Raw genomic sequence first — 25,802 nt, forward strand, 5'->3', positions numbered from 1 at the left:
CTCAGACCCGGACCAGTCCGGCGGCCTCGGCCAGCAGCTCCACGGACCGCAGCCGCTCCTGGGTCCCCGGGCTCTGGTGCGCCACGATGAGTTCGTCGGCGTCGGCGTGCTTTCCGAAGCTGTCCAGGTAGTCGATGACCGCGTCGGGCGTCCCCACCGCGGAGTACGTCATCATCTGTGCCATGTGGCGTCCCTGCGGCGAGTCGAGGATCATGTCCGCCTCGTCGTCGGTGAATTCGCGGGTGCCCCCGCCGAAGAACAGGGAGACGCGGGCACGCTTGGTGGCCTGAAACATGGCCTGGGCCTCGGAGGCGGAGTCGGCGGCGATCACGTTGACGCCGGCGATGACATGCGGAGCGTCCAGCTGGGCGGACGGCTTGAACTCGCGGCGGTAGATGGCCACCGCGTCCTGCAGCGCGGCCGGGGCAAAGTGCGAGGCGAAGGCGTAGGGCAGGCCCAACTGTGCCGCCAGGCGGGCACCAAACAGGGACGAGCCCAGGATGTACAGCGGCACGTTGGTCCCCTTGCCCGGGGTGGCCTCGACGCCCTGGATGCGGGTGGGGCCGGTCAGGTAGCCCTGCAGTTCAAGGACGTCCTGCGGGAAGCTGTCGGCAGACATGGGGTCCCGGCGCAGCGCGCGCATGGTGTTCTGGTCGCTGCCGGGGGCGCGGCCCAGGCCCAGGTCGATCCGTCCGGGGTGCAGGGTTTCCAGGGTGCCGAACTGCTCGGCGATGGTCAGCGGGGAGTGGTTGGGCAGCATGACGCCGCCGGCCCCAAGCCGGATGCTTTCGGTGTGCGCGGCCACGTGGGCGATCAGCACGCTGGTGGCGGAGGAGGCGATGGAGGACATGTTGTGGTGCTCGGCGTACCAGACGCGCCGGTATCCCAACTTTTCGGCGCTTTGCGCCATGGCCACACTGCCCGCGAAGCTCTCCGCCGCCGTCTGGCCTTTGCCGATGGTTGCCAGGTCAAGGATGGAGAGGGGAAGAGTCACGTCAGGTGCCGGCCTTTCAAAAAAGTTTCGTAGGTTGTGCCGGCCGGATTGCGGCGGGCACTTGAGGCATAACGACGGCGGGCCCCGCCTTATTTCTGTGAGATCCGGAATACTCAGCACACTGATGAGGTTGCCGCCCCTATGAGCCATGATTCAACGAAGCAGCTGGAACTGTCCGCAACGATTGACCTCAAGGATCTGGGAACCGTGCACCGCCTCGGTTTTGGTGCCATGCGCATCGTGGGTGACGGCGTGTGGGGTGAGCCCGCAGACCGGCAGGCCGCTGTGGCCGTGGTGCGCCGCGCCGTCGAACTCGGAGTGGACTTCATCGACACCGCCGATTCCTACGGCCCCAACATCAGTGAGGAAATCATCGCCGAGGCCCTCCACCCCTACAAGAAGGGGCTGAAGATTGCCACCAAGGTGGGCTTCACCCGCACCGGCCCCAACAAGTGGATTCCGGTTGGCCGGCCGGAATACCTGCGCCAGCAGACCGAACTGAGCCTGCGCAAGCTGAAGGTGGACACGCTGGACCTGCTGCAACTGCACCGGATCGATCCCAAGGTGGACGCCGAGGAGCAGTTCGGCGTGCTGCGTGAGCTCCAGGACGAAGGCAAGGTCCGCGCCCTGGGCCTGTCCCAGGTGAGCGTGGCGGAACTTGAAGCCGCCGGCAAGCACTTCACCGTTTCCACCGTGCAGAACCGGTACAACCTGACGGACCGCAGCTCGGAGGACGTGCTGCGCTACTCGGAGGAGAACGGCATCGGCTTCATCCCGTGGGCACCGATTTCCGCAGGCGAGCTGGCCCAGCCGGGAGGACCGCTGGACGAGGCCGCCAAGCGCCTGGGGGCCACTACCTCGCAGGTGGCCCTGGCCTGGCTGCTGCGCCGCTCCCCCGTCATGATGCCCATCCCCGGCACCGGCTCTGTGCAGCACCTCGAAGAGAACATGGCTGCCGCGGATATCACGCTCGACGACGACACGTACGCCGGGCTTGAAGCAGCTGGCAAGTAAAGAATTACAGACAGGAGAACCACCATGGCAAACATCCTGATGGTCGTCTCGGCCGCAGATTCCCTCACCATGAAGGACGGCAGCGAGCACCCCACCGGCTACTGGGCAGAGGAACTGGTGGTATCCCACCGGACCCTGACCGAGGCCGGCAACACTGTGCACATCGCAACTCCCGGCGGAAAGAAGCCCACCGTAGACCAGGTCAGCCTGGCCGCCGAATCCGCCGGCGGCGAGGAACGCGCACAGGGCTTCCGCGACTACCTGGAAAAGATCGACGGCGAGCTGGCGCACCCGCTGGTCCTTGCCGACGTCGACCTTGCCGCCTATGACGCCGTGGTGATGCCCGGGGGCCACGGCCCCATGGCCGACCTCTACAAGGACGCCCACCTGGGCCGACTGCTGGTGGCAGCCAACAGGGACGGCAAGGTCATTGCTCCGTTCTGCCACGGCCCGGCGGGCCTGCTGAGTTCAACGGACGACGACGGCGGGTTCGCTTTCAAGGGCCGGCGCCTCACGGTCTTCACCAACGAGGAAGAACTCGGCGGCGGGACCGGCGAAAACACTCCCTGGCTGGTGGAGGACGCGCTCAAGGAAAAGGGGGCCGTCATCGAAAACGGTGCCGCCTGGTCCTCCAATGTGGTCCGCGACGGTAACCTCATCACCGGGCAGAACCCGCAGTCCAGCGAGGACGTGGCCAAGGAAGTCCTCGCAGCCCTGGGCTAAGAGAGCCGCAATTTTAGGGCAACGACAGAGGGGGCCAGTTCTCACTGAACTGGTCCCCTCCTTGCGGCGCGCGTCATTGGGCGCCGGCCCGGCAGTGCTACTTCAGCTTGAAGTTCGCACTGATGAAGCTGCCGTCGTTCGCCGTCATGGTCAGCGTGTAGCAGCTGCCGGCCGTGGCGGGCGTCTTCCAGTTGTAGATGAACTGGCCGGAAGTGGCGTCGTACCGCAGCGAGGTGTTGCCCGTGGTGGTGGTTTCGATATCGTCGACCAAGCTCAGGAGCGAGCAGGTCACCTTCTGGGCAGTGAACCTGGCCAGGGCAGGATCGGTCAGTTCGGTGTCACCGGCGAAGATCTCAAACTTCGCGGGGACCGTGCTGCCGTTCTTGACCGTATTCAGCACACCGTTCATGTCGATCGGCTGGTAGAAGCCCTTCAGGGTCCAGGCCTTGACCGTGTAGGCCTGCTCCACCGTTGTGGTGTTACCAGCCAGGTCGGTTGCCGTTGCCTTGAGCGTGTGCGTCCCGTTCTTGGTGTCATAGCCTGAGACCACGCAGCTCCCACTGACCCCGGACAGGACATCGGAGGCCGTGCAGGTGGGCTTTGCGGCAGTGGAGCCGAAGTAGCTGTCCGCGATGACGGAGTCGAAGGAAACGGTGGGTGCCGTCTTGTCGATCTTGAAGGTCTGCGAAGCAGCGCCCGCGGGGGTGGTGTTGCCGGCGTTGTCGCTGAAGGCCGGGCTTTCGACCGTTACCGCTTCGCCTTGACCTTGCGAGGTCGCAGTCTGCGTTGGCGTGGCCGGACCGGAGGTGAGGTCGGTGGCCGCGAAGGTGGCAGTGACATCCGTGTTGTACCAGCCATTGCTGTTCGGCTGGGTCGTGGGTCCGCTGGAGGTCACCTCGGGTGCGGTCTTGTCGATCCTGAAGGTCTGCGAAGCAGCGCCCGCAGGGGTGGCATTGCCCGCGATGTCCGTGAACGCGGGGCTGTCAACTTTCACAGCGTCGCCTTCACCGGAGGAGGTCACGGTCTGGACTGCGGCAAGCAGCCCCGAGGTGGCATCAGTGCCGGTGAAAGAGGCGTTGACGTCTGAGATGTACCAGCCGTTGCTTCCCATGATTCCGGCCTCGCCATCGGCAGCCACGGTGGGGGCGGTTGCGTCCTTGCCCAAGTTCACGGTCTGCAGTGCGGCAGTGCCACCGGAACTAGTGGCGGAGCAACTGTAGTCTGTGGCCACCTGGTCAGCGGTGATGGTCTGGTCCTCGCAGCCTGTCGGCTTCACCGTGCTGGGAGAATCCTCTTCCGTGATGATCCAATGAAGTTTCACGGCGGTCTTGTACCAGCCGTTATCTCCGTCTGGAGTGGTGGGCGAGAGCGTGTATCCGATTGTGGGCGCGGACCCATCAATAATGCTGTAAGTGACGGAGCTTGACGCCGTAAGGTCGCCCTTGTCCGTGTAGCTGCAGAAGGCCGTCTGTGAACCGATGCCGGTTGCGGCATCGGTACCGGTAATGGCACCCAGCTTGGCGTCAAATGTGCTGTTGCCATCCTCCGTGTCGATAACGTTGCAGAGGGCAGCGGGCACTTTACCCTTCGTGTAGGTGCCGCCGCTCGTCACGCCCGTGATATTCAGTACGGGCGCTGTGTTCGAGGGCGCCGGGGCGGCCACGTTAACTGTGAACGTGGCAGGGGCAAGGTTGAAGGTCCCGTCCGTGGTGTTGCTGACCTGGCGTGCGGTTACGCTGGCGGATCCGGCACCAACCGGGGTAATGGTCAAGGCCTTTGTGTCGGAGCAGGAAGTGAAGGTCACCTGGGACGGGGATACTGTAGCGACGGCCGGATTACTTGACGCGAGGTTAAGGGTAAGCGCCGTTGAGCCTGTCAGGTTGCAGCCGTTCTTGCCGTCTGCGTTTCGTTCCTGCACGGCCAGCGTTGTGCTGCCACTCGAACCGCCTGCGTTGAGCGGCATGACCTCGGCCGTTGCATCAATGACGGCGTCAAGGTTGTTGTAGATATCGTCCGCATACGACACCCCGCCGCCCGCGAGCAGCAGGGTTCCCGCAGCGACTGCCGCGGCTGTCCTGGTGCTGGTTCGCCTTAGCAGGCCCGTCCCCCCAGCAGTAGTCTTCCCGCCTGGCGAATGATTCATGTGTATGCCTCCCTCATGGCTTGCGGCCCACCCGGGCCGCAATGTAATTCACCGTAAGTCGGGGCATAGGCGGAGAACACGCGTAATCACCACTTGTCTTTTTTGCCGGGGTACTCGCTTTCTGCTGAATCTGTGGCGCGAGGCTACTTGGCTCAGGGCCCCGGCCCAGCCCGAATGTGACCGCCGCGGTCCTCCGGTTAACCGCCGTTACTCCCTGTATCCCAGGGTTTCGCGCGCTTTGATTCCCGTTCCGGGGCTGCCGGATAGTTGCTGCAACGCGCACATTCCGTTGCATCCCCGCCACCCTTCCAAGGAGGAACCATGGCCTTCAAGCCCAAGCCGGCCGCCGTCGTTGCCCTGGCCGTCTCAGCGCTGCTGGGACTGGCTGCCTGCTCCGATCCCGGCGCCTCTGCGGCGACAGCATCGTCGTCGTCCGCCACCAACTCCAGCGGCAAGAACTTCAACCTGTCCCCACAGCAGGACCGCTTCAGGGTCACCAAGGATGACACCGCAGCGGCCCTGGTGCCGGAGGCAATCAAGGCCGACGGCAAGCTCACCGTGGTGACCACCGGCGGCACGGCCCCGCTCAGCACATTCGCCACGGACAACAAGACCCTGATCGGCAGCGAGGTGGACATCGCTTACGCAGTGGGCGGGGCGCTGGGACTCGAAGTCGAAGTCCTGCCCGTGGCCTGGGCGGACTGGCCACTGGGCATCGAATCGTCCAAGTACGAGGCCGTCCTCTCCAACGTGACCGTCACCGAGGCGCGGAAGGAAAAGTTCGATTTCGCCACCTACCGCAACGACCTGCTGGGGTTCTACGCCAAGAGCGACTCCAGCATCGGGGAGATCAAGGAAGCCAAGGACGTGGCCGGCCGGAAGATCATTGTGGGCTCCGGCACCAACCAGGAAGCCATTTTGGTGCGCTGGGACGAGGAGAACAAGAAGAACGGTTTGGCCCCGGTCGAGTTCCAGTATTACGACGACGACTCGGCCTCGAGCCTGGCCCTTCAGTCAGGCCGTGCGGACCTGACGTTCGGACCCAACGCGGCTGCCGCCTACAAGGCGGCGCAGGACGGGAAGACGAAGCAGGTGGGCACGCTGAACGGCGGCTGGCCGCTGACCGCGCAGATCGCCTTCACCACCAAGAAGGGCAACGGCCTGGCGGTCGCCGCCCAGGCCGCATTGAACCACCTGATCGAGGACGGCACCTATGCCAAAATCCTGGACCGCTGGGGCCTCTCGTCCGAGGCCATCCAGAAGTCCGAACTGAACCCGGCGGGCCTGCCCAAGAAGTAGGCGGCCCGCCGACGAAGGAATCCCCACCTCACCTCGGTAAGGTGGGGATTCTTCCGTATCAGCGCGGGTCCGGCTCCACAGCCCACGCCAACCCCGGGAAAGTGCGTTTGCAGCGGGTTAGGCAATAGTCTGGCCAGATGGGGACCAGTGCCGTGAACTCCGGCGAACAGACCGACAGACAGACCCGCATTCTCGAAGCGGCGATGGACCTGCTGTCCCGGCACGGCATTTCCGGTGTGAGCATGCGGGCCGTGGCACGGGAAGCCGGCGTGGCCCTGGGCCTGGTCAACTACTACTACGACGACAAGACCACCCTGATCCGGGCAGCCCTGCGCCGGGTGGATGAGCATGACCTTCTGCTCGTGGCCCCGGATCCGTCGGCCACCCCGGATGAACAGCTGCGCAGCGCCCTCCGGCGCGTGGCCGCCACCGACCTGCTGACCACCCGCTACCTGTCCCTGCGCCTGCACCTCTGGGCCCTCGCCCAGGCGGACGAGGACTACGCACAGATCAACGCCGCAGCCTTTGACCGGTACATCGACGGGCTCGCAGCACTGGTGTCCAGCGCCAAACCCGACCTGTCCTGGGAGGCATGCCGGGAGCGGGCGGCGGACATCGTGGTCATCCAGAATGGCATGTGGCTGACAGCGCTGCTCGGCGTGGACAAGGCCTCCATCCAGCGGAGTATCGAGCGCACAGAGCAGATCGCTTTCGCCTGAAACAGCTGCCGCAAGGCAACGGTAACCCCATCAAAGCCATTGAACAAGTGTTCAAGAAATGTATTGAACACTCGTTCAACGTGCGTTACTGTCCTTCCTATGACTTACGCCACACCGGTTCGGGATGCAGCCCCAACCGAAGAAACTGAGACAGCTTCCTCCCTGTTCATCAACGGCGTTTGGGAGCCGGCCGCATCCGGCGCCGTGCGCCGGATCCACAACCCGGCAGACGGCGAGCTGGTGGCCACCGTCTCCGAGGCCGGCCGCGAAGACGCCGAACGCGCCATTACAGCCGCCCGCGCCGCATTCGACTCCGGCGTCTGGTCCTCCGTCCCGGCACCCGAGCGCGGATCCTTCCTCCTGAAGGTCGCGGCGGGGCTTCGCGAACGCCGCGAAAAGTTCGCCCGGGCCGAGTCCCTGGACACCGGCAAGCGGATGGTCGAAAGCCGGATCGACATGGACGACATCGCCGCCTGCTTCGAATACTTCGGCAGGCTCGCAGGACAGCAGGCCGGCCGGGTGGTTGACGCCGGGGACCCCGGCGTCGTGAGCAGGATCGTCTACGAACCCGTCGGCGTCTGCGGCCTGATCACGCCGTGGAACTACCCCCTGCTCCAGGCCGCGTGGAAGATCGCCCCCGCACTCGCCGCCGGGTGCACCTTCGTCCTCAAGCCCTCCGAGCTGACGCCGTCCACCAGCATCCTGGCCATGCAGCTGCTGCAGGACCTCGGCCTGCCGGACGGGGTGGCCAACCTCGTCACCGGCCCCGGCGCCCAGGCGGGCGCCCCGCTCTCGGAACATCCCGACGTCGACCTTGTCTCCTTCACGGGCGGCCTGGAAACCGGCAAGCGCATCGCCGCTGCCGCCGCCGGCACCGTCAAGAAAGTGGCGCTGGAGCTGGGCGGCAAGAACCCCAACGTGGTGTTCGCCGACGCCGACTTCGATGCCGCCGTAGACAACGCCCTCAACGGCGCCTTCGTCCATTCCGGCCAGGTCTGCTCGGCAGGTGCGCGGCTGCTGGTGGAGGAATCCATCGCCGAACCCTTCGTGGCCGAGTTGGTCCGGCGCGCTGAGGCGATCCGGCTCGGCGGCCCCTTTGACGACGCCGCGGAAACCGGCCCGCTGATCTCCGCCGCGCACCGGGACAAGGTGCACGCCTACGTCCAGCGCGGCATCCAGGAAGGCGCGCGGCTGCGCACCGGCGGCGCGGCACCAACAGGAGAGAAGTACGACGCCGGGTTCTACTACCAGCCGACCATCCTGGACCAGGTGCGGCGCGGCATGTCCGTGGTCACCGACGAGGCGTTCGGCCCCGTGGTCACCGTGGAGACCTTCCGTACCGAGGACGAGGCCGTGGCCACCGCCAACGACACCATCTACGGGCTGGCAGGCGCCGTCTGGACCCAGGACGCCGGGAAGGCGCAGCGCGTGGCGGCCCGGCTGCGGCACGGCACCATCTGGATCAACGACTACCACCCCTACCTTCCTCAGGCCGAGTGGGGCGGCTTCGGCCAGTCCGGCGTGGGCCGCGAGCTGGGGCCCACCGGCCTCGCGGAGTACCAGGAAGCCAAACACATCTACCAAAACACCAACCCCCAGGTAACCGGCTGGTTCGCTGACCACGGCAAGGAGAACTAGATGCACGTCGACAACATCGAGGACCTCAGCGGGCACTCGTTCGATTACATCGTGATCGGCGGAGGATCCGCCGGCGCCGCAGTGGCCGCACGCCTGAGCGAGGACCCGGACGCCACCGTGGCCCTGGTGGAGGCGGGCCCGGATGACCGCAACATCCCGGAAATCCTGCAGCTGGACCGCTGGATGGAGCTGCTGGAATCCGGCTACGACTGGGACTACCCGGTGGAACCGCAGGAAAACGGCAACTCCTTCATGCGCCACGCCCGCGCCAAGGTCATGGGCGGCTGCTCCAGCCACAACTCCTGCATCGCCTTCTGGGCGCCGCGGGAGGACCTGGACGAGTGGGAGTCCAAGTACGGAGTTGCCGGCTGGAATGCCGACGCAGCCTGGCCGCTGTACAAGCGGCTGGAAACCAACGAGGACGCAGGCCCCGATGCACCCCACCACGGGGACTCCGGCCCCGTGCACCTGATGAACGTGCCCCCGGTGGATCCTGCCGGCGTCGCGCTCCTGGATGCCTGCGAGCAGGCCGGCATCCCCCGCACGAAGTTCAACACCGGCGCCACCGTGGTCAACGGTGCCAACTTCTTCCAGATCAACCGCCGGGTGGACGGCACGCGCGCCTCCAGCTCCGTGTCCTACATCCACCCGATCATGGAACGCGAAAACTTCACCCTGCTGACCGGCCTCCGGGCCCGCCAGCTGGTGTTTGACGCGGACAAGCGCTGTACCGGCGTGGACGTGGTTGACTCCGCCTTCGGCCGCACCCACCGGCTCACCGCCCGCCAGGAGGTGGTCCTCTCCACCGGCGCCATCGACTCCCCCAAGCTGCTCATGCTGTCCGGGATCGGCCCCGCATCCCACCTGGCGCAGCATGGCATCGAGGTCCTGGTGGACTCCCCCGGCGTGGGCGAGCACCTGCAGGACCACCCCGAAGGCGTGGTCCAGTTCGAGGCCAAACAGCCCATGGTGCAGACCTCAACGCAGTGGTGGGAGATCGGGATCTTCACCCCCACCGAGGAGGGCCTGGACCGCCCCGACCTGATGATGCATTACGGCTCCGTCCCGTTCGACATGAACACCCTGCGGCACGGCTACCCCACCACGGAGAACGGTTTCAGCCTCACCCCCAACGTCACCCACGCCCGCTCCCGCGGCACGGTCCGGCTGCGCAGCCGCGACTTCCGCGACAAGCCCATGGTGGACCCCCGGTACTTCACGGACCCCGAAGGCCATGACATGCGCGTCATGGTGGCAGGCATCCGGAAGGCCCGCGAAATCGCCGCCCAGCCCGCCATGGCGGAATGGACCGGCCGCGAACTCTCGCCCGGCGTCGACGCGCAGACGGACGAGGAACTCCAGGACTACATCCGCAAGACCCACAACACCGTCTACCACCCGGTAGGCACCGTCCGCATGGGCCCGGCCGACGACGACATGTCGCCGCTGGACCCCCAACTGCGGGTCAAGGGCGTCACCGGCCTCCGCGTCGCCGATGCGTCCGTCATGCCCGAACACATCACCGTCAACCCCAACATCACCGTCATGATGATCGGCGAGCGCTGCGCCGATCTGATCCGCGCCGAGCACCTTCGCGCCGACCGGCCAGAAGAAATGTCGACGGCGGAACTTGAGCTCAGCGCGTCGCTCGCCTGAGCGGCAGTACCCCGGGCCCACCAGGCCACCACTTACCAACCACCGCCCCGCAACCCCAGCGGGCCAACCCGGCCGCGTCCACAAGACGGCGTCAGGCCACACCCTCCCCGACCTTCCCCGCACCACAGGTCGGGCCGGTCCCCATCGTGCTTTTCTGATCTAGGAGTCCATATTGGAACCCAGCAAGAGTATTGATTCAAGCGGCATGGACGAATTCGGCTACACCCAGACCCTGGACCGGAGCATCGGCAAGTTTGCCAGCTTCGCCGCAGGCGTCAGCTACATCTCCATCCTCACCGGTGTCTTCCAACTGTTCTACTTCGGTTTTTCCATGGCCGGCCCTGCCTACGCCTGGTCCTGGCCCATCGTGTTCGCCGGCCAGCTGATGGTGGCCCTCTGTTTTGCCGAACTGGCCGGCCGCTACCCCGTGGCCGGGTCCGTGTACAACTGGGCCAAACGGCTCGCATCCGGGACCACCGCCTGGCTGGCCGGCTGGCTGCTGATGCTGTCCAGCATCATGGCGCTGGGAGCGGTGGCACTGGCCCTGCAGCTGACGCTGCCGCAGCTCTGGTCCGGCTTCCAGTTCGTCGGCGACGGCACCGGACCGTACGACTTCGCCATGAACGGCGTGGTGCTGGCCACGATCATGATCACCATCTCCACCCTCATCAACGCGTTCGGCGTGAAGCTGATGACCCGGATCAACAGCATCGGCGTCTTCGTGGAACTGATCGCGGCCGTGCTGCTCATCCTGGCACTGGGCTGGCACGTGGTGCGGGGACCTGAGGTCTTCTTCGACACCGCGGGCTTCGGGGAAGGCAACGACCTGGGCTTCTTCGGTGTCTTCCTCATCGGCGCCATGGCTTCCGGCTACGTGATGTACGGCTTCGACACCGCAAGCTCCCTGGGCGAGGAGACGAAGGACCCCAAGCGCACGGCGCCCAAAGCCATCCTGCGCGCCGTCACGGCCTCGTTCGTACTGGGCGGCCTGATCCTGCTGTTCGGCATCCTGGCCGCACCTGACCTGACCGACCCCAAGGTGGGATCTGCCGACGGCGGCCTGCAGCACATCGTGCTCTCCGTCCTTGGCGGGCCTTTCGGCAAGGCTTTCCTGCTGTGCATCGTGGTGGCCGTGGTGGTCTGCACCCTCGCGGTCCACGCGGCAGCCATCCGCATGGTGTTCGCCATGGCCCGGGACAACAACCTGCCGTTCAGCCGGCAGCTCAGCAAGGTGGATCCGGTCCGCAGGACCCCCACCGTCGCGGCCATCGTGGTGGGGGTCCTGGCCGTCATCCCGCTGCTCATCAACGTCATGCAGCCGGCCATCTTCACCATCCTGTCCAGCATCAGCATCGTGCTGATCTACCTGTCCTACCTCCTGGTCACGGTGCCGATGCTGCGCAACCGCTTCCTGAAGAAATGGCCCCTGGCGCACGACGGCTCCGAACCCGGTTTCAGCATGGGCAAGTGGGGTGTTCCCGTGAACATCCTGGCGGTCCTGTGGGGCGGCGCCATGACCCTGAACCTGATCTGGCCCCGCCCCGAGATCTACAACTCGGTGCCGCCTTTTGAGTGGTACCTGCAGTGGGGCGGCGTGATGTTCGTCGCCGCCGTGGTCATAGGCGGGACCCTGCTCTACCGCCTGAAGATCCGGCACCAGACCGGGGTGCTGGCCGAGCACGCCGCGGCCGTCGCCGCCCACCCGTCGTCAGGCCCCGCGCAGCACCACGCAACCCACGAGGCGCCGCAGGATGCACTGGCGGCGGACGGGGCCCTGGCAACAGAACCCGCGTAACACCTCACCCAAAAAGGGCCGACGTCGGCACTCACCCGAGTGCCGCCGTCGGCCCTTTTGGGTCTGAAGGCACCGTTCCAAGCACAATGCTCACCTGCCCAGGCGTGCCAGCTCCTCCCCCATGGCCCGCGCAAACACGTCGCCTGGGACATTCGAGGCATCGAAGTGGATGCCACAACACAGGTTGCCGGCGTAGGAGACCGCAGCGACGCCGAGCCGCACGTTGCCGGCAAGCACCGCAACCGGCCAGAGCGCGGTGACCGGAGCCCCCGCGAGGAGAAAAGCCCCTTTCGGGCCCGGCACGTTGGTGACGAACCCGCCCACCAGATGCTGCCTTCTGGCGAGGTGGTCCATGACGCGCGCGCCGATCGGGCCGCGCATGAACTCCAGGGTGCCCTGGTCCCTCGCCCGCAGCTTCTCGTCACGCGTCTGGGCTGCGATGAGCCGCAAGCGCTCATCCGGGTCCGGCTCGCCGAGTGGCAGCCGCACCAGCATGACTCCCACCTGATTGCCCGCAGTCCCGCGGCGCCGCAGAGCCACCGGTTCCGAGACCGGCAACCAAGCCGGAACCGGTTCACCGGCCGCCAACAAAGCTGCCCGGAAGCCAGCCGCCGACGCAGCAAGCAGTGCATCGTTGACGGTGGCACCCCACGGGCGCACCGCCGCTTCAAGGGCTTCGATTTCTGTCTGCAGGAAAGCGACGCCATGGTGGGCGCTGCGCTCACCGAGCAGCACCGTGCGGCCCACGCCCTGGCCCCATAAAGTTTTGCGGATGCGGCTAAGCCCCGTCCCAAGTCGACGAAGTGTGCTGCGCGGATCGTTCCGGGGATGGCGCCGCGGAGCCTCCGCCGGCCCGCGCGCAGACGGCTGGTTCAATGGGCTCTCCACCGGTTCTCCGGGGTCAAAAAGCCGCTGCACGATGACAGCCGCCGTCATCCCGTCGGCCACCGCGTGATGGATACGCAGCACGACGCCGAGTCCTCCCGCTGTGGCACCCGGTACCACCAGGATCTCCCACATCGGACGGTCCCCTGCCAGCGGCTGCCCCATAAGCTCAGCGCACCTGTCCCCAAGTCCTGTGAGGCCATCCACGGGCTCTACGGCGCGGATGTGGTGCTCGAGGTCGGGAATGGCTTCAATCCAGTGGTGTCGACGGCCTGCTTGGACGGCGGTTTTGCGGAGTGCCGGCAGCTGCGCAATCCGTTCATGGAGGACCGCCCTCAGCGCTGCGATGTCCGCGGTGCCGTCCGGAGCCAGGAAGCCGCCGGGTGCGAGCAGCGCAGCGACGAGGAACACGTTGACCTGGCCGGCGTGGTCGAGCACCAGGTTCGCCTCATCGGCAGGGGCCAGCCGTTGGGTCGCTGGGCGCATGTCTCGAGGGTAGCGGTGAAACAGCCGGACTGTCAGTGGTTCTGCTGGAGACCTGGCGTCATACAAGGGGACGGCCTCCTGCTCCGGGCGGGCAACGCCCTACCCTTGACAGGTGACTTTGACTAACATCCGTACCGCCGCCGCAGGCTCACTCGCCGCCGCCGGTCTCCTGATTGCCCTCGCCGGCTGTTCCACGCCGGCCGCCAACCAGCCCAGCCCCTCCGCCTCCTCGGCACCGTCTTCGGCCGGCGCTTCATCCAGCGCCGCAAGCGAACCCTGCGCGGGAGTGAAGGTCATCGTTGATTCCGGCGCCCTGAAGCGGGCCGCCGCGGACACCTCCACCTGCGTCTCCGTGGATGGACCCACCGTGGCATCGGCCGTTCTGAGCAAAGCTGACGTGAAGATCGAGGGCACCGCCAAGTACCCCACGAGCTTCGCGTGCCGCGTCAACGGCGTGCCCGCCGCGGACTTCGACATCAAGCACAAGGGTGGCACGACCCGTGAAGCGTGCGATGACAAAAACACTGTCTCGTATTGGGCACTCTGGGTGAAGCCCGCCGCCGGCGCGTGGGGTTACGCGCAGGAAGGCCTGGACAGCCTGAAGCTCAACCCCGGCGAGAGCCTTGAACTGCTCTACACGGTGGACAACGAACCGGCAGCCCCCGCGGCATGACCTTCCGGCCCGCGCCGTTGCGCGCAGCGGCAGTCCTCGCCGCTGTGTTCATCGCGGCGCGGGTCGTCTACCGCATCCTTTTCAACGGCGCGGGCACCGGCAGCCCCGTCCTGCTCCACCTGCCGCCGCTAAGGCTTCCCGCCCCCTATGCCCATGTGGTGTTCCTCGGCCCGGTCACCGGGCCCGGGCTGTGGGCGGCAGTGCTGTCCGCCCTGCCCATCGCCGCGACCATCCTCGGCTTCGGCCTGCTCAATGCCTGGGTGGATATCTCCCGCGGCTTTGTCCGCCTGGCCCGCGGCGGCCCCCTGCAGGGCGTGGCACGGATGCTGGTGGTGGCGTGGGCGGCGCTTCCCGCACTGGCCGACGCCGTGGCCTCCGTCCGCCTTGCGTTCCGGTTGCGGGACGAAAAGTTTGGGCCCCGCGCCTTGGTTCCCGTGCTGGAGCGCACCCTGGAACACGCCGGCCGGGTTGCCGCAGCCCTGGAATTGCGCGGTTTTGGCAGCCGTGGGACGCAGACGCAAGAGTTCGACGGCGGCGCACCGCTTGTGGTCCGGAACGCCCAGTTCCGGATTGGGGACACCTGCATCAACGCCGACGCGTTTGTTCCGCCGCGCGGCTCGGTCACGGTGGTCACCGGGCCGACCGGCTCCGGCAAGTCCACCATCCTGCGCGGCATCGCCGGCCTGCTCTCGCACGTGGACGGTGGAACGGTTTCCGGCATGGTGCGGGTGGGCGGACTGGACCGTGCGGCTGCGCCGCCGCGTGACACCGCCCGGCTTCTCGGCGTCGTCCTGCAGAATCCCCGTGCGGCCTTTGCCACCACCCGGGTCAGCGACGACATTGGCCTGGCTCTGGAGCTGCGCGGCGTGCCGGCCGTTGCCGTGAAGGCGCGGGTGCTTGAGGTGGCGGAGCGGATCGGGGTTTCCGGGCTGCTGGACCGGAACGTCAGCACCCTTTCGGCCGGTGAGGCGACGCTCGTAGCCATCGCCGCCGCCGTCGTGGATTCTCCTGCCCTGCTTCTGGCCGACGAACCCCTGGCCGACCTTGACGCCACCGCACGCGCGCGCGTCATCACCGTGCTCAGCGCCCTGGCCCGGGAGGAGGGTGTCTGCGTCATCGTGGCGGAGCACCGGGCGGAAGCGCTCGCCCCCATTGCCGATTCGTGGTGGACCATCGACGGCGGCGCCCTGGTGCCGGGTACTGCGCCGTCCGCGCCCGCTGCCCATCCCGAAGCCGCTCCCGGCCGGAAGGTGCCGGATTCCGTGCCCGTGCTCACCGCGGAACACCTCGCGGTACACCGCAGGGGCAAGCCGCTGGTGCGCGACGCGTCCCTGGCCCTGCACGGCGGCGAGGTGGTGGCCCTGGTGGGGCCGAACGGGGCCGGAAAGTCCTCCCTCCTGGTGGCGCTGGCCCTGGGTGACGGAGCTGTTAAGGGCAAGGTCGACGGCGGCAGGGTGGCTTTGGTGCCGGACGCCTCGGACGACCTCTTCACCAGGGACACTGTCGCCGGAGAGCTGCGCGCGGCCGAGCGGCGCCTGGCGCGGGGAAAGAGCCTCCAGCCTTCTGCGCCCGGATTTGCCGCCACACGCCTGGCCCGGCTGCGGGGAGGCGTGCAGATTCCCATCGGGCATGAACATCCACGGGACCTGTCCGCCGGCGAGCGCAGGATCCTTGCCATCGCGCTGCAGACCATGGACCGCCCGCAGGTGCTGCTGATCGATGAGCCCACGCGCGGCCTGGATCCCGAAGCGCGGGCAGCCGTCTCGGCGGCGCTGCGGGCAGCGGCGGACGACGGCGCAGCAGTCCTGATCGCCACCCACGACCTCGAGTTCGCCCGCGGCGCGGGCGCCCGCATCCTGCCGATGCGGGACGGTGTGGCACCTGCAGCCGAACCAGCCATCAGCCCCAAGCCGCTTGTCCTCCCACCCCGGCCGGCAGCAACCAGGCCCCAGCCGGCCACCCTCAACGAGCAGGCTGACCCCCAGGACTCTGTAAAGCCCCGCCGCCTTCGGATGCCGCGCCCGGTCGAGCTGGCAGTCCTTGCAACCGCAAACCTGCTGGCCCTCGCGGCCTTCTGCTGGCCGCTGCTCGCCGCGGCGCTCCCCGAGGATGCCACGGCCGCCCTCCCCTACGCGGCGCTGGCCATCGCACCCGTGGCGGCTGTCGCCGTCGTGGTGTCCCTCGATGGCTCCGTCCGGTCGGCACATACCGTGGCGCTGCTGGGCGTCTTGGCCGCCGTCGGTTCCGCTGTCCGGGTGGCGAGCACCGGCGTTGGCGGCGTGGAAGCCGTTTTCATCCTGCTGATCCTGGCCGGCCGGGCGTTCGGTGCGCGTTTCGGCCTGCTCCTGGGCGCGGCCACCATCGCCGTCTCCAGCGTGCTTTGGGGTGGCGCTGGGCCGTGGACGCCGTTCCAGATCTTCGCGTGCGCGTGGGTGGGCGCGGGCGCTGGCCTGCTCCCCCGCCGGGTGCGGGGCAGGGCGGAACTGTGGATGCTGGCCGGTTACGGCGTGGTGGCGTCGTACCTGTTCGGGCTGCTGACCAACCTGTGGTTCTGGCCGTTCGCAGTGGGCGCCGGCACCGGCATTTCCTACGTTCCGGGGGCGCCGCTGGGCACCAACCTCAGCAGCTTTTTCTTGTACTCGCTGTTGACGTCGACGGCGGGCTGGGACACCCTGCGCGCCGTCACTACGGTCATCGGCATCGCCGTGGTTGGCCGGGCCATCCTCGCCGCACTGCGGCGCGTGAAGCCGGTGTCCGGCGGGGGCGGGCAGGCCGCGAAGGCCCAATCCACCCACGTCAGGGACCCGCTACAACTCAGGGCCTGAGGATCCCGCCGAAAGATAGTGGCGGAGATATGAGCTGAGACCAATCATGCATCGATTCTGCATGGTTATCTTCAAAATCTCGCGCTTTTGTTGCACGGCTTGTGACCCCTAGTCTCATCATTGCAAGCTCTTCGATCATCAGAGGCATGAAGAGCTGTCCCATACCCGTGAAGGGTGCTTCGGTGGCCTGAAACCTGGGGAGGTATCCCTATCGAAGCACCGCTCTCGGGCAATGGGGCAGCGCCTGCAGCGTTGCAGGACCAGTGCAAGGCCATCCAAATGGAGGGCCTTGCACCAAATACCCCTACCAAAAGGAGTGTCCATGTCAGGAAACAGAGCCGTTGCCTACAAAGAACCCGGCGTCGTCGAAATCATCACCACCGACTACCCGACGTTCGAACTCAAGGATGGGCCTGGCGTCAATCCCGCGAATGTGGGCCGAAAAGTACCCCACGGCGCCATCCTGCGCACGGTGACCACCAATATCTGCGGCTCGGACCAGCACATGGTCAGGGGCCGGACCACGGCCCCGAAGGACCTCGTCCTTGGCCACGAAATCACCGGCGAAGTGGTGGAGGTCGGTCCGGATGTGGAGTTCATTAAGGTGGGAGACATTGTCTCTGTACCTTTCAATATCTCCTGCGGCCGTTGCCGGAACTGCAAGGAGCGCAAGACGGGCATCTGCCTGAACGTCAACCCGGACCGCCCGGGCAGCGCCTATGGCTATGTGGACATGGGCGGCTGGGTGGGCGGCCAAGCCGAATACGTGCTGGTCCCCTATGCTGACTGGAACCTGCTCAGGTTCCCGGATCGCGACCAGGCCCTGGAAAAGATCATGGACTTGACCATGCTCTCCGATATTTTCCCCACAGGCTTTCACGGCGCCGTCACCGCCGGAGTTGGCGTCGGATCCACCGTCTACATTGCCGGTGCCGGTCCGGTGGGCCTCGCGGCCGCCGTCGGCGCACAGCTGCTCGGTGCAGCGGTGGTGATTGTCGGTGACATGAACGAAGACCGCTTGGCCCAGGCCCGCTCCTTCGGCTGCGAAACGGTGAACGTCACCAAGGGCGATCCGAAGGACCAGATTGAGCAAATCCTTGGCGTCCCCGAAGTGGATTGCGGCGTGGACGCCGTAGGGTTCGAGGCCCGCGGTCACGGCAAGGACGCCTCCCACGAGGCCCCCGCCACCGTGCTGAACTCGCTCATGGACATCACCGCTGCAGGCGGCGCCCTTGGCATTCCCGGCCTGTATGTCACCGGCGACCCTGGTGGAATTGACGAGGCCGCAAAGCACGGTTCACTGTCGCTGTCCCTAGGCACCGGATGGGCAAAGTCCCTGTCCTTTACCACCGGACAGTGCCCCGTCATGTCCTACAACCGCCAGCTGATGATGGCGATCCTGCACGACAAGGTCCAGATCGCCAAGGCAGTAAACGCCACAGCGATCCCACTTGAGGATGCACCGCGCGGTTACGCCGAATTCGACGCCGGGTCGGCAACGAAGTTCGTGCTGGATCCGAACGGATACGTCAAGGCGTAGAACCGCAGCTGGTGGAGGGCCTCGCCCCACCTTTCAGCGAATCCTTAGCAACCGGCCCCGATGGCACGGGCTTTCAGGGCCCGTGCCACCGGCGCGCATGCACTCTCCATACATCAGCAAAGGCAATCACATGACCCTTCTCACCGACCAAGAATCAATTCTCCGCCTTAGCAGCAACGGGCAGGAGCATGTCGACATTCGGCTCGAAGCATCGAGTCCGGTGACCGTTCGGCTGCAGCTGGATGGTGGCTGCAATTGCCAGCATGGCACTCAGGTCCGCCCGGGTTCGTACGTGGACAGCGACCTCGGCGTCCGCTGACAGCGGCTGGGCGAAAGACCGCCCGCTTCACCTCACACCTTGAAGTACTTCGCCTCCGGGTGGTGGAACACGAACGCGTCCGTGGACTGCTCGGGGTGCAGCATCAGCTCGTCGCTGAGGATCACGCCCATCCGCTCGGGCTTGAGCAGCTCGGTCACCTTGCGGCGGTCCTCCATGTCCGGGCACGCGGGGTAGCCGAGCGAGAACCGCGCACCGCGGTAGTCGAGCTTGAAATACCCTGCAGTTTCCTTCGGCTCCTCGGCCGAGAAGCCGAGTTCCTTGCGGATCCGCGCATGCCAGAACTCCGCAAGCGCCTCGGTGAGCTGCATGACCAGGCCGTTGAGCTCGTAGTAGTCGCGGTACTGGTTGGCGGCGAACATCTTGGACGTGAACTCTTCGATCTTCGAGCCGGCGGTGACCAGCTGGACCGGCAGGACGTCGATCTGCCCGGATTCGCGCGGCTTCACGAAGTCGGCCAGGCAAAGGTGCCGGTCGCGGCGCTGCCGCGGGAAATCGAACCGCAGCCGGTCGGTGCCGATCGGACCGCCTGAACCACCGTCGGGGGCGAGCAGGCCCGCCTGGCCCAGGACGCCGTCGCGATCTTCCCCGTGGTGCAGCACCACCACCTGCTCCCCCTCGGAGACGACCGGGAAGTAGCCGTAGGCGACAGACGCATCGAGCATACCCTCACCAAGGATGCGGTCCAGCCAGTAGCGCAGGCGCGGCCTGCCCTCGCGTTCCACCAGTTCCTCGTAGGAGGCGCCGTCCTCGCCTCGGCCGGGCTTGAGCCCCCACTGCCCCATGAACGTGGCGCGCTCATCGAGGAACGCCGAGTAGTCGTGGAGCGAGACGCCGCGCACAATGCGCGTGCCCCAGAACGGAGGCGCGGGCACGGGGTTGTCGGAGACGACGTCGGACCGGCCGGGCATTGCCTCGGGCTCGGTCACCGTGAACTTTGCGCCGCCCTTGTGGATCCGCTTCTTCAAAGGCGGCAGGCCGACGTCGTCCGGCGACGCGCCGCGGGCGACGCGCACCAGCGGTTCCATGAGGGACAGACCCTCGAAGGCGTCCTTGGCGTACCGGACAACGCCGTCGAACTGCTCGGCCAGGTCCTGCTCGACATAGGCGCGGGTCAGGGCTGCCCCGCCGAGGATCACGGGCCATTTCTTCGCCAGGCCGCGGGACTGCAGTTCCGCGAGGTTTTCCTTCATCACCACGGTGGATTTCACCAGCAGCCCGGACATGCCGATCACGTCGGCGTTGTGCTCCTCGGCCGCGGCCATGATCTCGGCGATGCCCTGCTTGATGCCGATGTTGACGACCTTGTAGCCGTTGTTGGTGAGGATGATGTCCACCAGGTTCTTGCCGATGTCGTGCACGTCGCCGCGGACGGTGGCGATCACCATGGTGCCTTTGCCGGAGGAGTCCGACTTTTCCATGTGCGGCTCGAGCAGGGCGACGGCGTTCTTCATGACCTCGGCGGACTGCAGCACGAACGGCAGCTGCATTTCACCGGCACCGAAGCGTTCGCCCACCACCTTCATGCCCTCGAGCAGGTGGTCGTTGATGATGCCGAGCGGGGTCATGCCCTCACTGCGGGCCAAGTCCAGGTCGGCTTCGAGGCCCTTGCCTTCGCCGTCGATGATGCGCCGTTCCAGCCGCGCGCCCGTGGGCAGCGCCGCGAGTTCGGCGGCGCGCTGGTCCTTGAGGGCTGCGGTGTCGACGCCGGCGAACATGTCCAGCATGCTGGCCAGGGGGTCGTACGTGGTGTTGCCGTCGGCGTCGTATTCGCGGCGGTCCCAGACCAGGTCCAGGGCCACCTTGCGCTGCTCTTCCGGCAGGGAAGCGAGCGGGACGATCTTGGCAGCATCGATGATGCCGCTGGTCAGGCCGGCCTGCACGGCCTCGTGCAGGAACACGGAGTTCAGGACGACGCGGGCTGCCGGGTTCAGGCCGAAGGACACGTTGGAGACGCCGAGGGTGGTGTTGATGCCGGGGTACTTCGTGGTGATCTGGCGGATCGCCTCGATGGTTTCGATGCCATCCCTTCGGGTCTCTTCCTGGCCGGTGGCGACGGGGAAGGTCAGGCAGTCGACGATGATGTCCTCGACGCGCATGCCCCATTCGCCCACCAGGGCGTCCACGAGGCGGGAGGCGATGGCCACCTTGCCTTCGGTGGTGCGGGCCTGGCCCTCTTCGTTAATGGTCAGGGCGATGACGGCGGTGCCGTGTTCCTTGACCAGCGGCATGATGCGGGCGAAGCGGCTGTTGGCGCCATCGCCGTCCTCATAGTTGACGGAGTTGACCACCGGGCGGCCGCCGATGAGTTCCAGACCGGCCTGCAGGACGGGCGGTTCGGTGGAGTCGATGACCAGCGGGAGGGTGGAGGCGGACGCGAAGCGGCTCACCACCTCCTTGATGTCCGCGACGCCGTCGCGGCCAACGTAGTCGATGCAGACGTCCAGCAGGTGCGCGCCGACGCGGATCTGCTCGCGGGCAATGTCCACGCAGTCGTCCCAGCGCTCTTCGAGCATTGCTTGGCGGAAGGCCTTGGAGCCGTTGGCGTTGGTGCGCTCACCGATGGCAAGGTACGCGGACTCCTGGTCGAAGTTCACGTGCTGGTAGAGGGAGGCGACGCCGGCTTCGCGTTCTTCCGGGATTCTTGCCGGCTTTCCGCTGTTGGTCACCACGGCTTTGGCGCGGAAGGGCGCAAGGCGTTCGACGACGGCGGCCATGTGTTCCGGCGTCGTACCGCAGCAGCCGCCCACCAGGCCCAGGCCGAATTCGCGGACGAACTGCTCGTGCGCGGTGGCGAGTTCGGTGGGTGAGAGCGGGTAGTGCGCGCCGTTGGCGCCGAGCACCGGCAGGCCGGCGTTGGGCATGCAGGCGATGGCCACGGAGGACTGCTTGGAGAGGTGGCGCAGGTGCTCGCTCATCTCGTCGGGGCCGGTGGCGCAGTTCAGGCCGATGGCGTCGACGCCGAGCGGTTCTAGCGCGGTGAGGGCGGCGCCGATTTCGGAGCCCATGAGCATGGTTCCGGTGGTTTCGACCGTGACCTCGACGAAGATGGGGAGCCGGATGCCGCGGGACACGATGGCCTGCTTGCAGCCGTTGACGGCGGCCTTGGTCTGCAGGAGGTCCTGGCTGGTTTCGATGAGGAACGCGTCCGCGCCGCCGTCGATGAGGCCCTCGGCCTGCAGGGCGAAGGTCTGCTTGAGGTAGTCGTAGCTGGTGTGGCCGAGGCTGGGGAGCTTGGTCCCGGGGCCCATGGAGCCCAGGACCCAGCGCATGCGGCCGTCAGTTTTCTCTGCCGCTTCTGCCCGTTCGCGGGCGATCCGGGCCCCCTTCATGGCGAGCTCTTCGATCCGGTCGTCGATGCCGTAGTCCGAAAGGTTGGACCAGTTGGCGCCGAACGTGTTGGTTTCCACGGCGTCGATGCCGGTGGCGAAGTAGGCATCGTGGATGTCGGCGATGACGTCCGGCCGGGTGTCATTGAGGATCTCGTTGCAGCCCTCGAGGTTCTGGAAGTCCGTGTCGAGCTGCAGGTCACGGCCTTGAAGCATGGTGCCCATGGCGCCGTCGGCGATGACCACCCGGTGGTTCACGGCGTCCAGGAGTTCCTGGGAACGGGCGGGGCGGGGGACGGACTCGATGTCCAGTGCAAAACGAGGCATCTAAACAGGTTACGTGTGGGGGCCGGAACGTTGCGCTGTGTGTCCGTGTACTACGGCGGGGGTGGATGCTTTGGGCCGTCGCCGCTGTGCGATTATTCCCTAGCTGCGCGTCTTCCCTCAATGCGTGGGGTTTGTCGATCCCAAATCTAGCAGACCAGGCCCTTGGTGAGAAGCCGGCCATCAGCGAACTCGGGCATGACTGCGATCGCTAATGCTTTTGCGGAACCTTGAGCGTTGGTCATCAGGGAATTGCCTGAGTCATGTGCACGCGGAGGACTACTAGTTTGGTTTGACCGCTGCGCGCACCTTTAGGCAACCAGAATCAGTGCGGCATGTCTGCCAATTCAACTGGACCTTCACGGATAGTATTCGTTACATGCCAGATTTCCTGACCCTAAGCGACGCGGACTTGACCGAACTGGATCGAGCTCTCCGCAATGAGCGGTTACGTCGACGAGGAGCTTGGAAGCATTGTGAGAACTGCCAAGACCCATTCTTGGGCCGCGGTGACGCTCGCTTCTGTTCCACCCGGTGCCGCGTATCTGCTCACCGTTCCACGGAGCAGAGATCTCTATGAGCAATACGTTGACCGTGCTGGCCTCACGACGCTACGGCACGCTGTCACCTCTGCGCTATCCAGGCGGTAAAGCTTCGTTGGCCGGATTCTTTGCTGATCTCATCCGAAACCTTGGACTTAGACAAGCCCGGTATGTCGAGCCTTACGCCGGCGGAGCAGGGGCTGGTATCGCGCTACTCCGGGAAGGCATTGTAGACCACCTCGTCATAAACGACATCGATCCCGCTGTCCATGCTTTCTGGCATTCAGTCGTAGACAATAATTCCATATTTGTCGACTTGGTGAAGTCAACACCATTGTCCATCGTGGAATGGCAAAAGCAGCGCGAGATATCGGGCCGGGGACCAAGGAGACAAGCTCAGCTTAGGATTCGCGTTCTTCTTCCTCAACCGCACAAATCGCTCAGGGATATTGAACGCCGGCGTCATTGGTGGGCAAAAGCAAGACGGAAACTATAAAATAGATGCCCGATTCAACAAAGAAACCCTAGTCGAACGCCTTGAAACGATAGGCGCTTTGGCTGAGCGCATCACGGTCTCAGACTTGGATGGACGGACTGTGATCCAGCACTACGGATGTGACAACACAACCTTCATGTATATAGACCCGCCCTACGTTGAAGCAGGGTCACGGCTATACCTGAATGCCTTTGACGGCCGTGACCACAAAGCATTAGCCTCGTCCGTCAAATCGGTGGAAGCGGCGCATTGGCTCATGACTTACGACACGGCGCCGTTGATCGAAAGCCTATACCGGGGGAACTTTCAGTGCAGGCTTGAAATCACATATTCAGCTCACCACCCAGGCAAAGCTGAGGAACTCTTAGTGGCATCCCCACTAGTTGGTAATGCCGTCAGGTCCCTCATGAAGCCAGCGGAACCGGCGGCCGCAAAAGGTGCCTGAGTATCGGGCCAACCAGCTTCCATCCTTCACGTACATCCTCGGCTGATACTGCGGCATCTGAGCTGTGTACTACGAGGTTGAACCACTGGATGGACCCAGGCTTCTGGGCGCTGCCAGACTGAATGGAGTTGATGGTGTTACGCAAGGCCTTCACATTGCCATATGACTTGGACACTTGTGCAAAGACGGCGCTGAGCTCGCCAGACACGGGAGTCGACGAAGATTCGAAGTGAACTTTGACAGTCGACTCCAACACCGACCGAAGTAGGATTGCTGTCGCTGTCGGCAGGGTTGACAAAGTTATCCTTCTTAACTCGAAGTACCGCAACTTAAGGTTCAACGGAGCAGTTTCATAGCCAAGACCGCTCAGATCCAAAGTGTCCCGCGTATCTGGATGATTTGGTCCCCGACTTGTAGCAGCCACCGCCCCAGGAACTGGCTGGGGCGAACTGACAGGGTTCAAAGCGCCACTATGTCCGTGCTCAGCAGTCGAAGGCTTGGAAAAAGCCGGTGTAGCAGCTGGTGCTGAGGGCAAGTCTCCCACATGCACTGAAGTTGAATCATCGGCCCCAGACAGTTTTTCCAGTAAGTGCTGGTGTTCCGCGCTTTCCTTCTTAAATTCAAGGGAACGGGTATTCAACCGGCCGGCTCGGAACTCACCAAGGAGAAACTCAAGTGCGCCTAGCTCACGCTTCGAGAGGTTCCCAGAAACTTTTTCCGGTGACAGCGTGGCCGGGACGAGACTCCCATCCTTGTTGAGAGCCACTCCGATGAAAGCGGCAATGTCCTTGTTTCGATAGGCGTACTCGAATGCAGACATGCGAAGATCGTCGCTGGCCGCATATTGGCGCAAACTGTGATCGGAGAATGGCGCGGCAACCAAGAATCGTCGCACGACAGCCATCTTGATGAACCGAACGACGTTGACGCCTGGATACTGGGCTTTGACCCCCTCAACAGTGGTCTCTTCGTCAAGAAGGGAATAGTAAAAGGTAGCCTGCTGGTCCAGGCTCCACGGTTTTTTCGAAAGCCCGGTATGTAGCCGCGCGATGTGAGGTGCAGCCATGACCCGGTCCACGGCCACAAGCACACGAATGCGCTTGGGAAGATTTTGCGCTTCGACGGCATACCGTTTGAGGAGTGTCCGGACCTCTTGCTCATGACCAGGGATGAGTGTTGGGTCGTTCAGCGCCTTCAGGGCACTAACCCGGCGGTTGCCCTCGAGGACGGTGTACTTGGTTTTGCCGGATCCGACGTCTTCAGCGATGACAATGGGTACCTCGTTGTCGAAGTACCCATCCCGAAGGATTAACAGTGCGGCTCCCATGACGTTTTCTGAAGCGAAGAGGTACTTCAGCGCACTTGCTTCGTCACCGCGCTTGGTTGGAATTCTATAGTTTTCGAGATCGAGGCTTAGGTCGTCTACGTCGACCTCCACCATGGGTAACTGCTCGTACGCCATGCCCTGCCTTCCAATGATTCGCAATTCCTCGCTACGTACTACTCCATCGAGGGGCCGCGGGAGTTGCCATTTTCCTACCGTAGTGCCCTTGGGGTGATGGGTCGACGAACAGACTAATCAGTCGCAGCCGTGAGTCGTGCCAGTAGATCGTCACCGAGGGCCTTGTGCAGTGAATTTATCCAGACCGCGCTTCCTGCCCCGAGCCCAATGAAGTCAGTGATCCTGTCGTCCCAATAGTTCCTCTGAAAGTGAAAAACCCCATTTCGAAAACGCCTCAGAGAACCCAGATTTTCGGAATTGGACAGCAGTATTTCTACTTTTGGACTTGAAAGCGATAGTTCTAGCCAGCCCTCGGCAACGACGTACAGGCTCCCATACCAAAGGCTTAGGTATGCAAATTGCTGAACCCAGTCGCTGTCTGCTGGTCCCGAAGCTAAGCCAAACTCCTCCGCGCGCGATCGATATAGCCGCCTTAGA

17 protein-coding genes are annotated in these 25,802 nt (G+C 65.1%); 12 read left to right on the plus strand and 5 right to left on the minus strand.

From position 1 onward, the window contains the following. Window position 1: 1 nt before the first annotated feature. On the minus strand, window positions 2-994 hold the full coding sequence (locus tag FBY33_RS03770) for an LLM class flavin-dependent oxidoreductase (protein ID WP_142029363.1): 993 nt from the start codon (window positions 992-994) through the stop codon (window positions 2-4). Between the two features lie 141 nt (window positions 995-1,135). On the opposite strand from FBY33_RS03770, the gene FBY33_RS03775 reads away from it, so the two are divergent. Then, complete coding sequence (locus FBY33_RS03775; RefSeq protein WP_142029364.1) at window positions 1,136-2,008, plus strand: aldo/keto reductase; 873 nt, start codon at window positions 1,136-1,138, stop codon at window positions 2,006-2,008. A gap of 24 nt (window positions 2,009-2,032) precedes the next feature. After that, window positions 2,033-2,731, plus strand: coding sequence for a type 1 glutamine amidotransferase domain-containing protein (locus FBY33_RS03780; RefSeq protein WP_142029365.1), 699 nt, complete (start codon window positions 2,033-2,035; stop codon window positions 2,729-2,731). 97 nt (window positions 2,732-2,828) lie between these two features. Here FBY33_RS03780 and FBY33_RS03785 read toward each other — a convergent pair whose 3' ends face one another. After that, window positions 2,829-4,874 (minus strand): PxKF domain-containing protein, encoded by a 2,046-nt coding sequence (locus FBY33_RS03785; RefSeq protein WP_142029366.1) that lies wholly within the window; start codon window positions 4,872-4,874, stop codon window positions 2,829-2,831. Window positions 4,875-5,195: 321 nt separating this feature from the next. Here FBY33_RS03785 and FBY33_RS03790 point away from each other — a divergent pair, with 321 nt between their 5' ends. From FBY33_RS03790 to FBY33_RS03810, 5 genes are all read left to right on the plus strand, one after another. Continuing rightward, window positions 5,196-6,173, plus strand: coding sequence for an ABC transporter substrate-binding protein (locus FBY33_RS03790; protein ID WP_142029367.1), 978 nt, complete (start codon window positions 5,196-5,198; stop codon window positions 6,171-6,173). Between the two features lie 137 nt (window positions 6,174-6,310). Continuing rightward, on the plus strand, window positions 6,311-6,892 hold the full coding sequence (locus FBY33_RS03795) for a TetR/AcrR family transcriptional regulator (protein WP_142029368.1): 582 nt from the start codon (window positions 6,311-6,313) through the stop codon (window positions 6,890-6,892). A 99-nt stretch (window positions 6,893-6,991) separates the two neighbouring features. Then, window positions 6,992-8,530, plus strand: a complete 1,539-nt coding sequence (locus FBY33_RS03800) for an aldehyde dehydrogenase family protein (protein WP_142029369.1) — start codon at window positions 6,992-6,994, stop codon at window positions 8,528-8,530. Beyond that, window positions 8,531-10,186 carry a GMC family oxidoreductase gene (locus FBY33_RS03805; protein WP_142029370.1) on the plus strand — a complete coding sequence of 552 codons (1,656 nt, stop codon included), beginning with the start codon at window positions 8,531-8,533 and terminating at the stop codon, window positions 10,184-10,186. A 205-nt stretch (window positions 10,187-10,391) separates the two neighbouring features. Next, window positions 10,392-11,981, plus strand: a complete 1,590-nt coding sequence (locus FBY33_RS03810; protein WP_235010631.1) for an APC family permease — start codon at window positions 10,392-10,394, stop codon at window positions 11,979-11,981. 90 nt (window positions 11,982-12,071) lie between these two features. Here FBY33_RS03810 and FBY33_RS03815 read toward each other — a convergent pair whose 3' ends face one another. Further along, window positions 12,072-13,352 carry a wax ester/triacylglycerol synthase domain-containing protein gene (locus tag FBY33_RS03815; protein ID WP_142029372.1) on the minus strand — a complete coding sequence of 427 codons (1,281 nt, stop codon included), beginning with the start codon at window positions 13,350-13,352 and terminating at the stop codon, window positions 12,072-12,074. Between the two features lie 112 nt (window positions 13,353-13,464). Here FBY33_RS03815 and FBY33_RS03820 point away from each other — a divergent pair, with 112 nt between their 5' ends. The 3 genes from FBY33_RS03820 to fdhA all read left to right on the plus strand — a co-directional run bounded on the left by FBY33_RS03820 (window position 13,465) and on the right by fdhA (window position 18,390). Continuing rightward, window positions 13,465-14,025, plus strand: a complete 561-nt coding sequence (locus FBY33_RS03820; protein WP_235010441.1) for a hypothetical protein — start codon at window positions 13,465-13,467, stop codon at window positions 14,023-14,025. Continuing rightward, entirely contained in the window at window positions 14,022-16,850 is a 2,829-nt protein-coding gene (locus FBY33_RS03825; protein ID WP_142029373.1) for an ATP-binding cassette domain-containing protein, read from the plus strand. The genes FBY33_RS03820 and FBY33_RS03825 overlap by 4 nt, the downstream gene beginning before the upstream one ends. 322 nt (window positions 16,851-17,172) lie before the next feature. Next, window positions 17,173-18,390 carry a formaldehyde dehydrogenase, glutathione-independent gene (gene fdhA / locus FBY33_RS03830; RefSeq protein WP_142029374.1) on the plus strand — a complete coding sequence of 406 codons (1,218 nt, stop codon included), beginning with the start codon at window positions 17,173-17,175 and terminating at the stop codon, window positions 18,388-18,390. A gap of 351 nt (window positions 18,391-18,741) precedes the next feature. Here fdhA and metH read toward each other — a convergent pair whose 3' ends face one another. Then, entirely contained in the window at window positions 18,742-22,383 is a 3,642-nt protein-coding gene (metH, locus tag FBY33_RS03835; RefSeq protein ID WP_142029375.1) for a methionine synthase, read from the minus strand. A 573-nt stretch (window positions 22,384-22,956) separates the two neighbouring features. On the opposite strand from metH, the gene FBY33_RS20450 reads away from it, so the two are divergent. Both FBY33_RS20450 and FBY33_RS20915 read left to right on the plus strand, forming a co-directional pair. Next, window positions 22,957-23,418 (plus strand): DNA adenine methylase, encoded by a 462-nt coding sequence (locus FBY33_RS20450; protein WP_200831314.1) that lies wholly within the window; start codon window positions 22,957-22,959, stop codon window positions 23,416-23,418. Beyond that, complete coding sequence (locus tag FBY33_RS20915) at window positions 23,372-23,863, plus strand: DNA adenine methylase (RefSeq protein WP_200831315.1); 492 nt, start codon at window positions 23,372-23,374, stop codon at window positions 23,861-23,863. Before FBY33_RS20450 ends, FBY33_RS20915 begins: the two co-directional genes overlap by 47 nt. On the opposite strand, the gene FBY33_RS03845 is transcribed toward FBY33_RS20915, so the two are convergent. Then, window positions 23,823-25,325, minus strand: coding sequence for a hypothetical protein (locus FBY33_RS03845; RefSeq protein ID WP_142029376.1), 1,503 nt, complete (start codon window positions 25,323-25,325; stop codon window positions 23,823-23,825). The two genes, FBY33_RS20915 and FBY33_RS03845, sit on opposite strands and share 41 nt — an antisense overlap. Window positions 25,326-25,802: the final 477 nt, after the last annotated feature.

This window comes from Arthrobacter sp. SLBN-112 (genome assembly GCF_006715225.1).
In the GTDB taxonomy this organism is placed as follows: domain Bacteria; phylum Actinomycetota; class Actinomycetes; order Actinomycetales; family Micrococcaceae; genus Arthrobacter.

Coding starts and splice junctions, on each gene's coding strand:
- FBY33_RS03775 (WP_142029364.1), top strand. CDS start 1,136: ATGAGCCATGATTCAACGAAGCAGCTGGAACTGTCCGCAACGATTGAC.
- FBY33_RS03780 (WP_142029365.1), top strand. CDS start 2,033: ATGGCAAACATCCTGATGGTCGTCTCGGCCGCAGATTCCCTCACCATG.
- FBY33_RS03845 (WP_142029376.1), bottom strand. CDS start 25,325: ATGGCGTACGAGCAGTTACCCATGGTGGAGGTCGACGTAGACGACCTA.
- FBY33_RS20450 (WP_200831314.1), top strand. CDS start 22,957: ATGAGCAATACGTTGACCGTGCTGGCCTCACGACGCTACGGCACGCTG.
- FBY33_RS03785 (WP_142029366.1), bottom strand. CDS start 4,874: ATGAATCATTCGCCAGGCGGGAAGACTACTGCTGGGGGGACGGGCCTG.
- FBY33_RS03815 (WP_142029372.1), bottom strand. CDS start 13,352: ATGCGCCCAGCGACCCAACGGCTGGCCCCTGCCGATGAGGCGAACCTG.
- FBY33_RS03790 (WP_142029367.1), top strand. CDS start 5,196: ATGGCCTTCAAGCCCAAGCCGGCCGCCGTCGTTGCCCTGGCCGTCTCA.
- FBY33_RS03805 (WP_142029370.1), top strand. CDS start 8,531: ATGCACGTCGACAACATCGAGGACCTCAGCGGGCACTCGTTCGATTAC.
- metH (WP_142029375.1), bottom strand. CDS start 22,383: ATGCCTCGTTTTGCACTGGACATCGAGTCCGTCCCCCGCCCCGCCCGT.
- FBY33_RS03825 (WP_142029373.1), top strand. CDS start 14,022: ATGACCTTCCGGCCCGCGCCGTTGCGCGCAGCGGCAGTCCTCGCCGCT.
- FBY33_RS03795 (WP_142029368.1), top strand. CDS start 6,311: ATGGGGACCAGTGCCGTGAACTCCGGCGAACAGACCGACAGACAGACC.
- fdhA (WP_142029374.1), top strand. CDS start 17,173: ATGTCAGGAAACAGAGCCGTTGCCTACAAAGAACCCGGCGTCGTCGAA.
- FBY33_RS03800 (WP_142029369.1), top strand. CDS start 6,992: ATGACTTACGCCACACCGGTTCGGGATGCAGCCCCAACCGAAGAAACT.
- FBY33_RS03810 (WP_235010631.1), top strand. CDS start 10,392: ATGGACGAATTCGGCTACACCCAGACCCTGGACCGGAGCATCGGCAAG.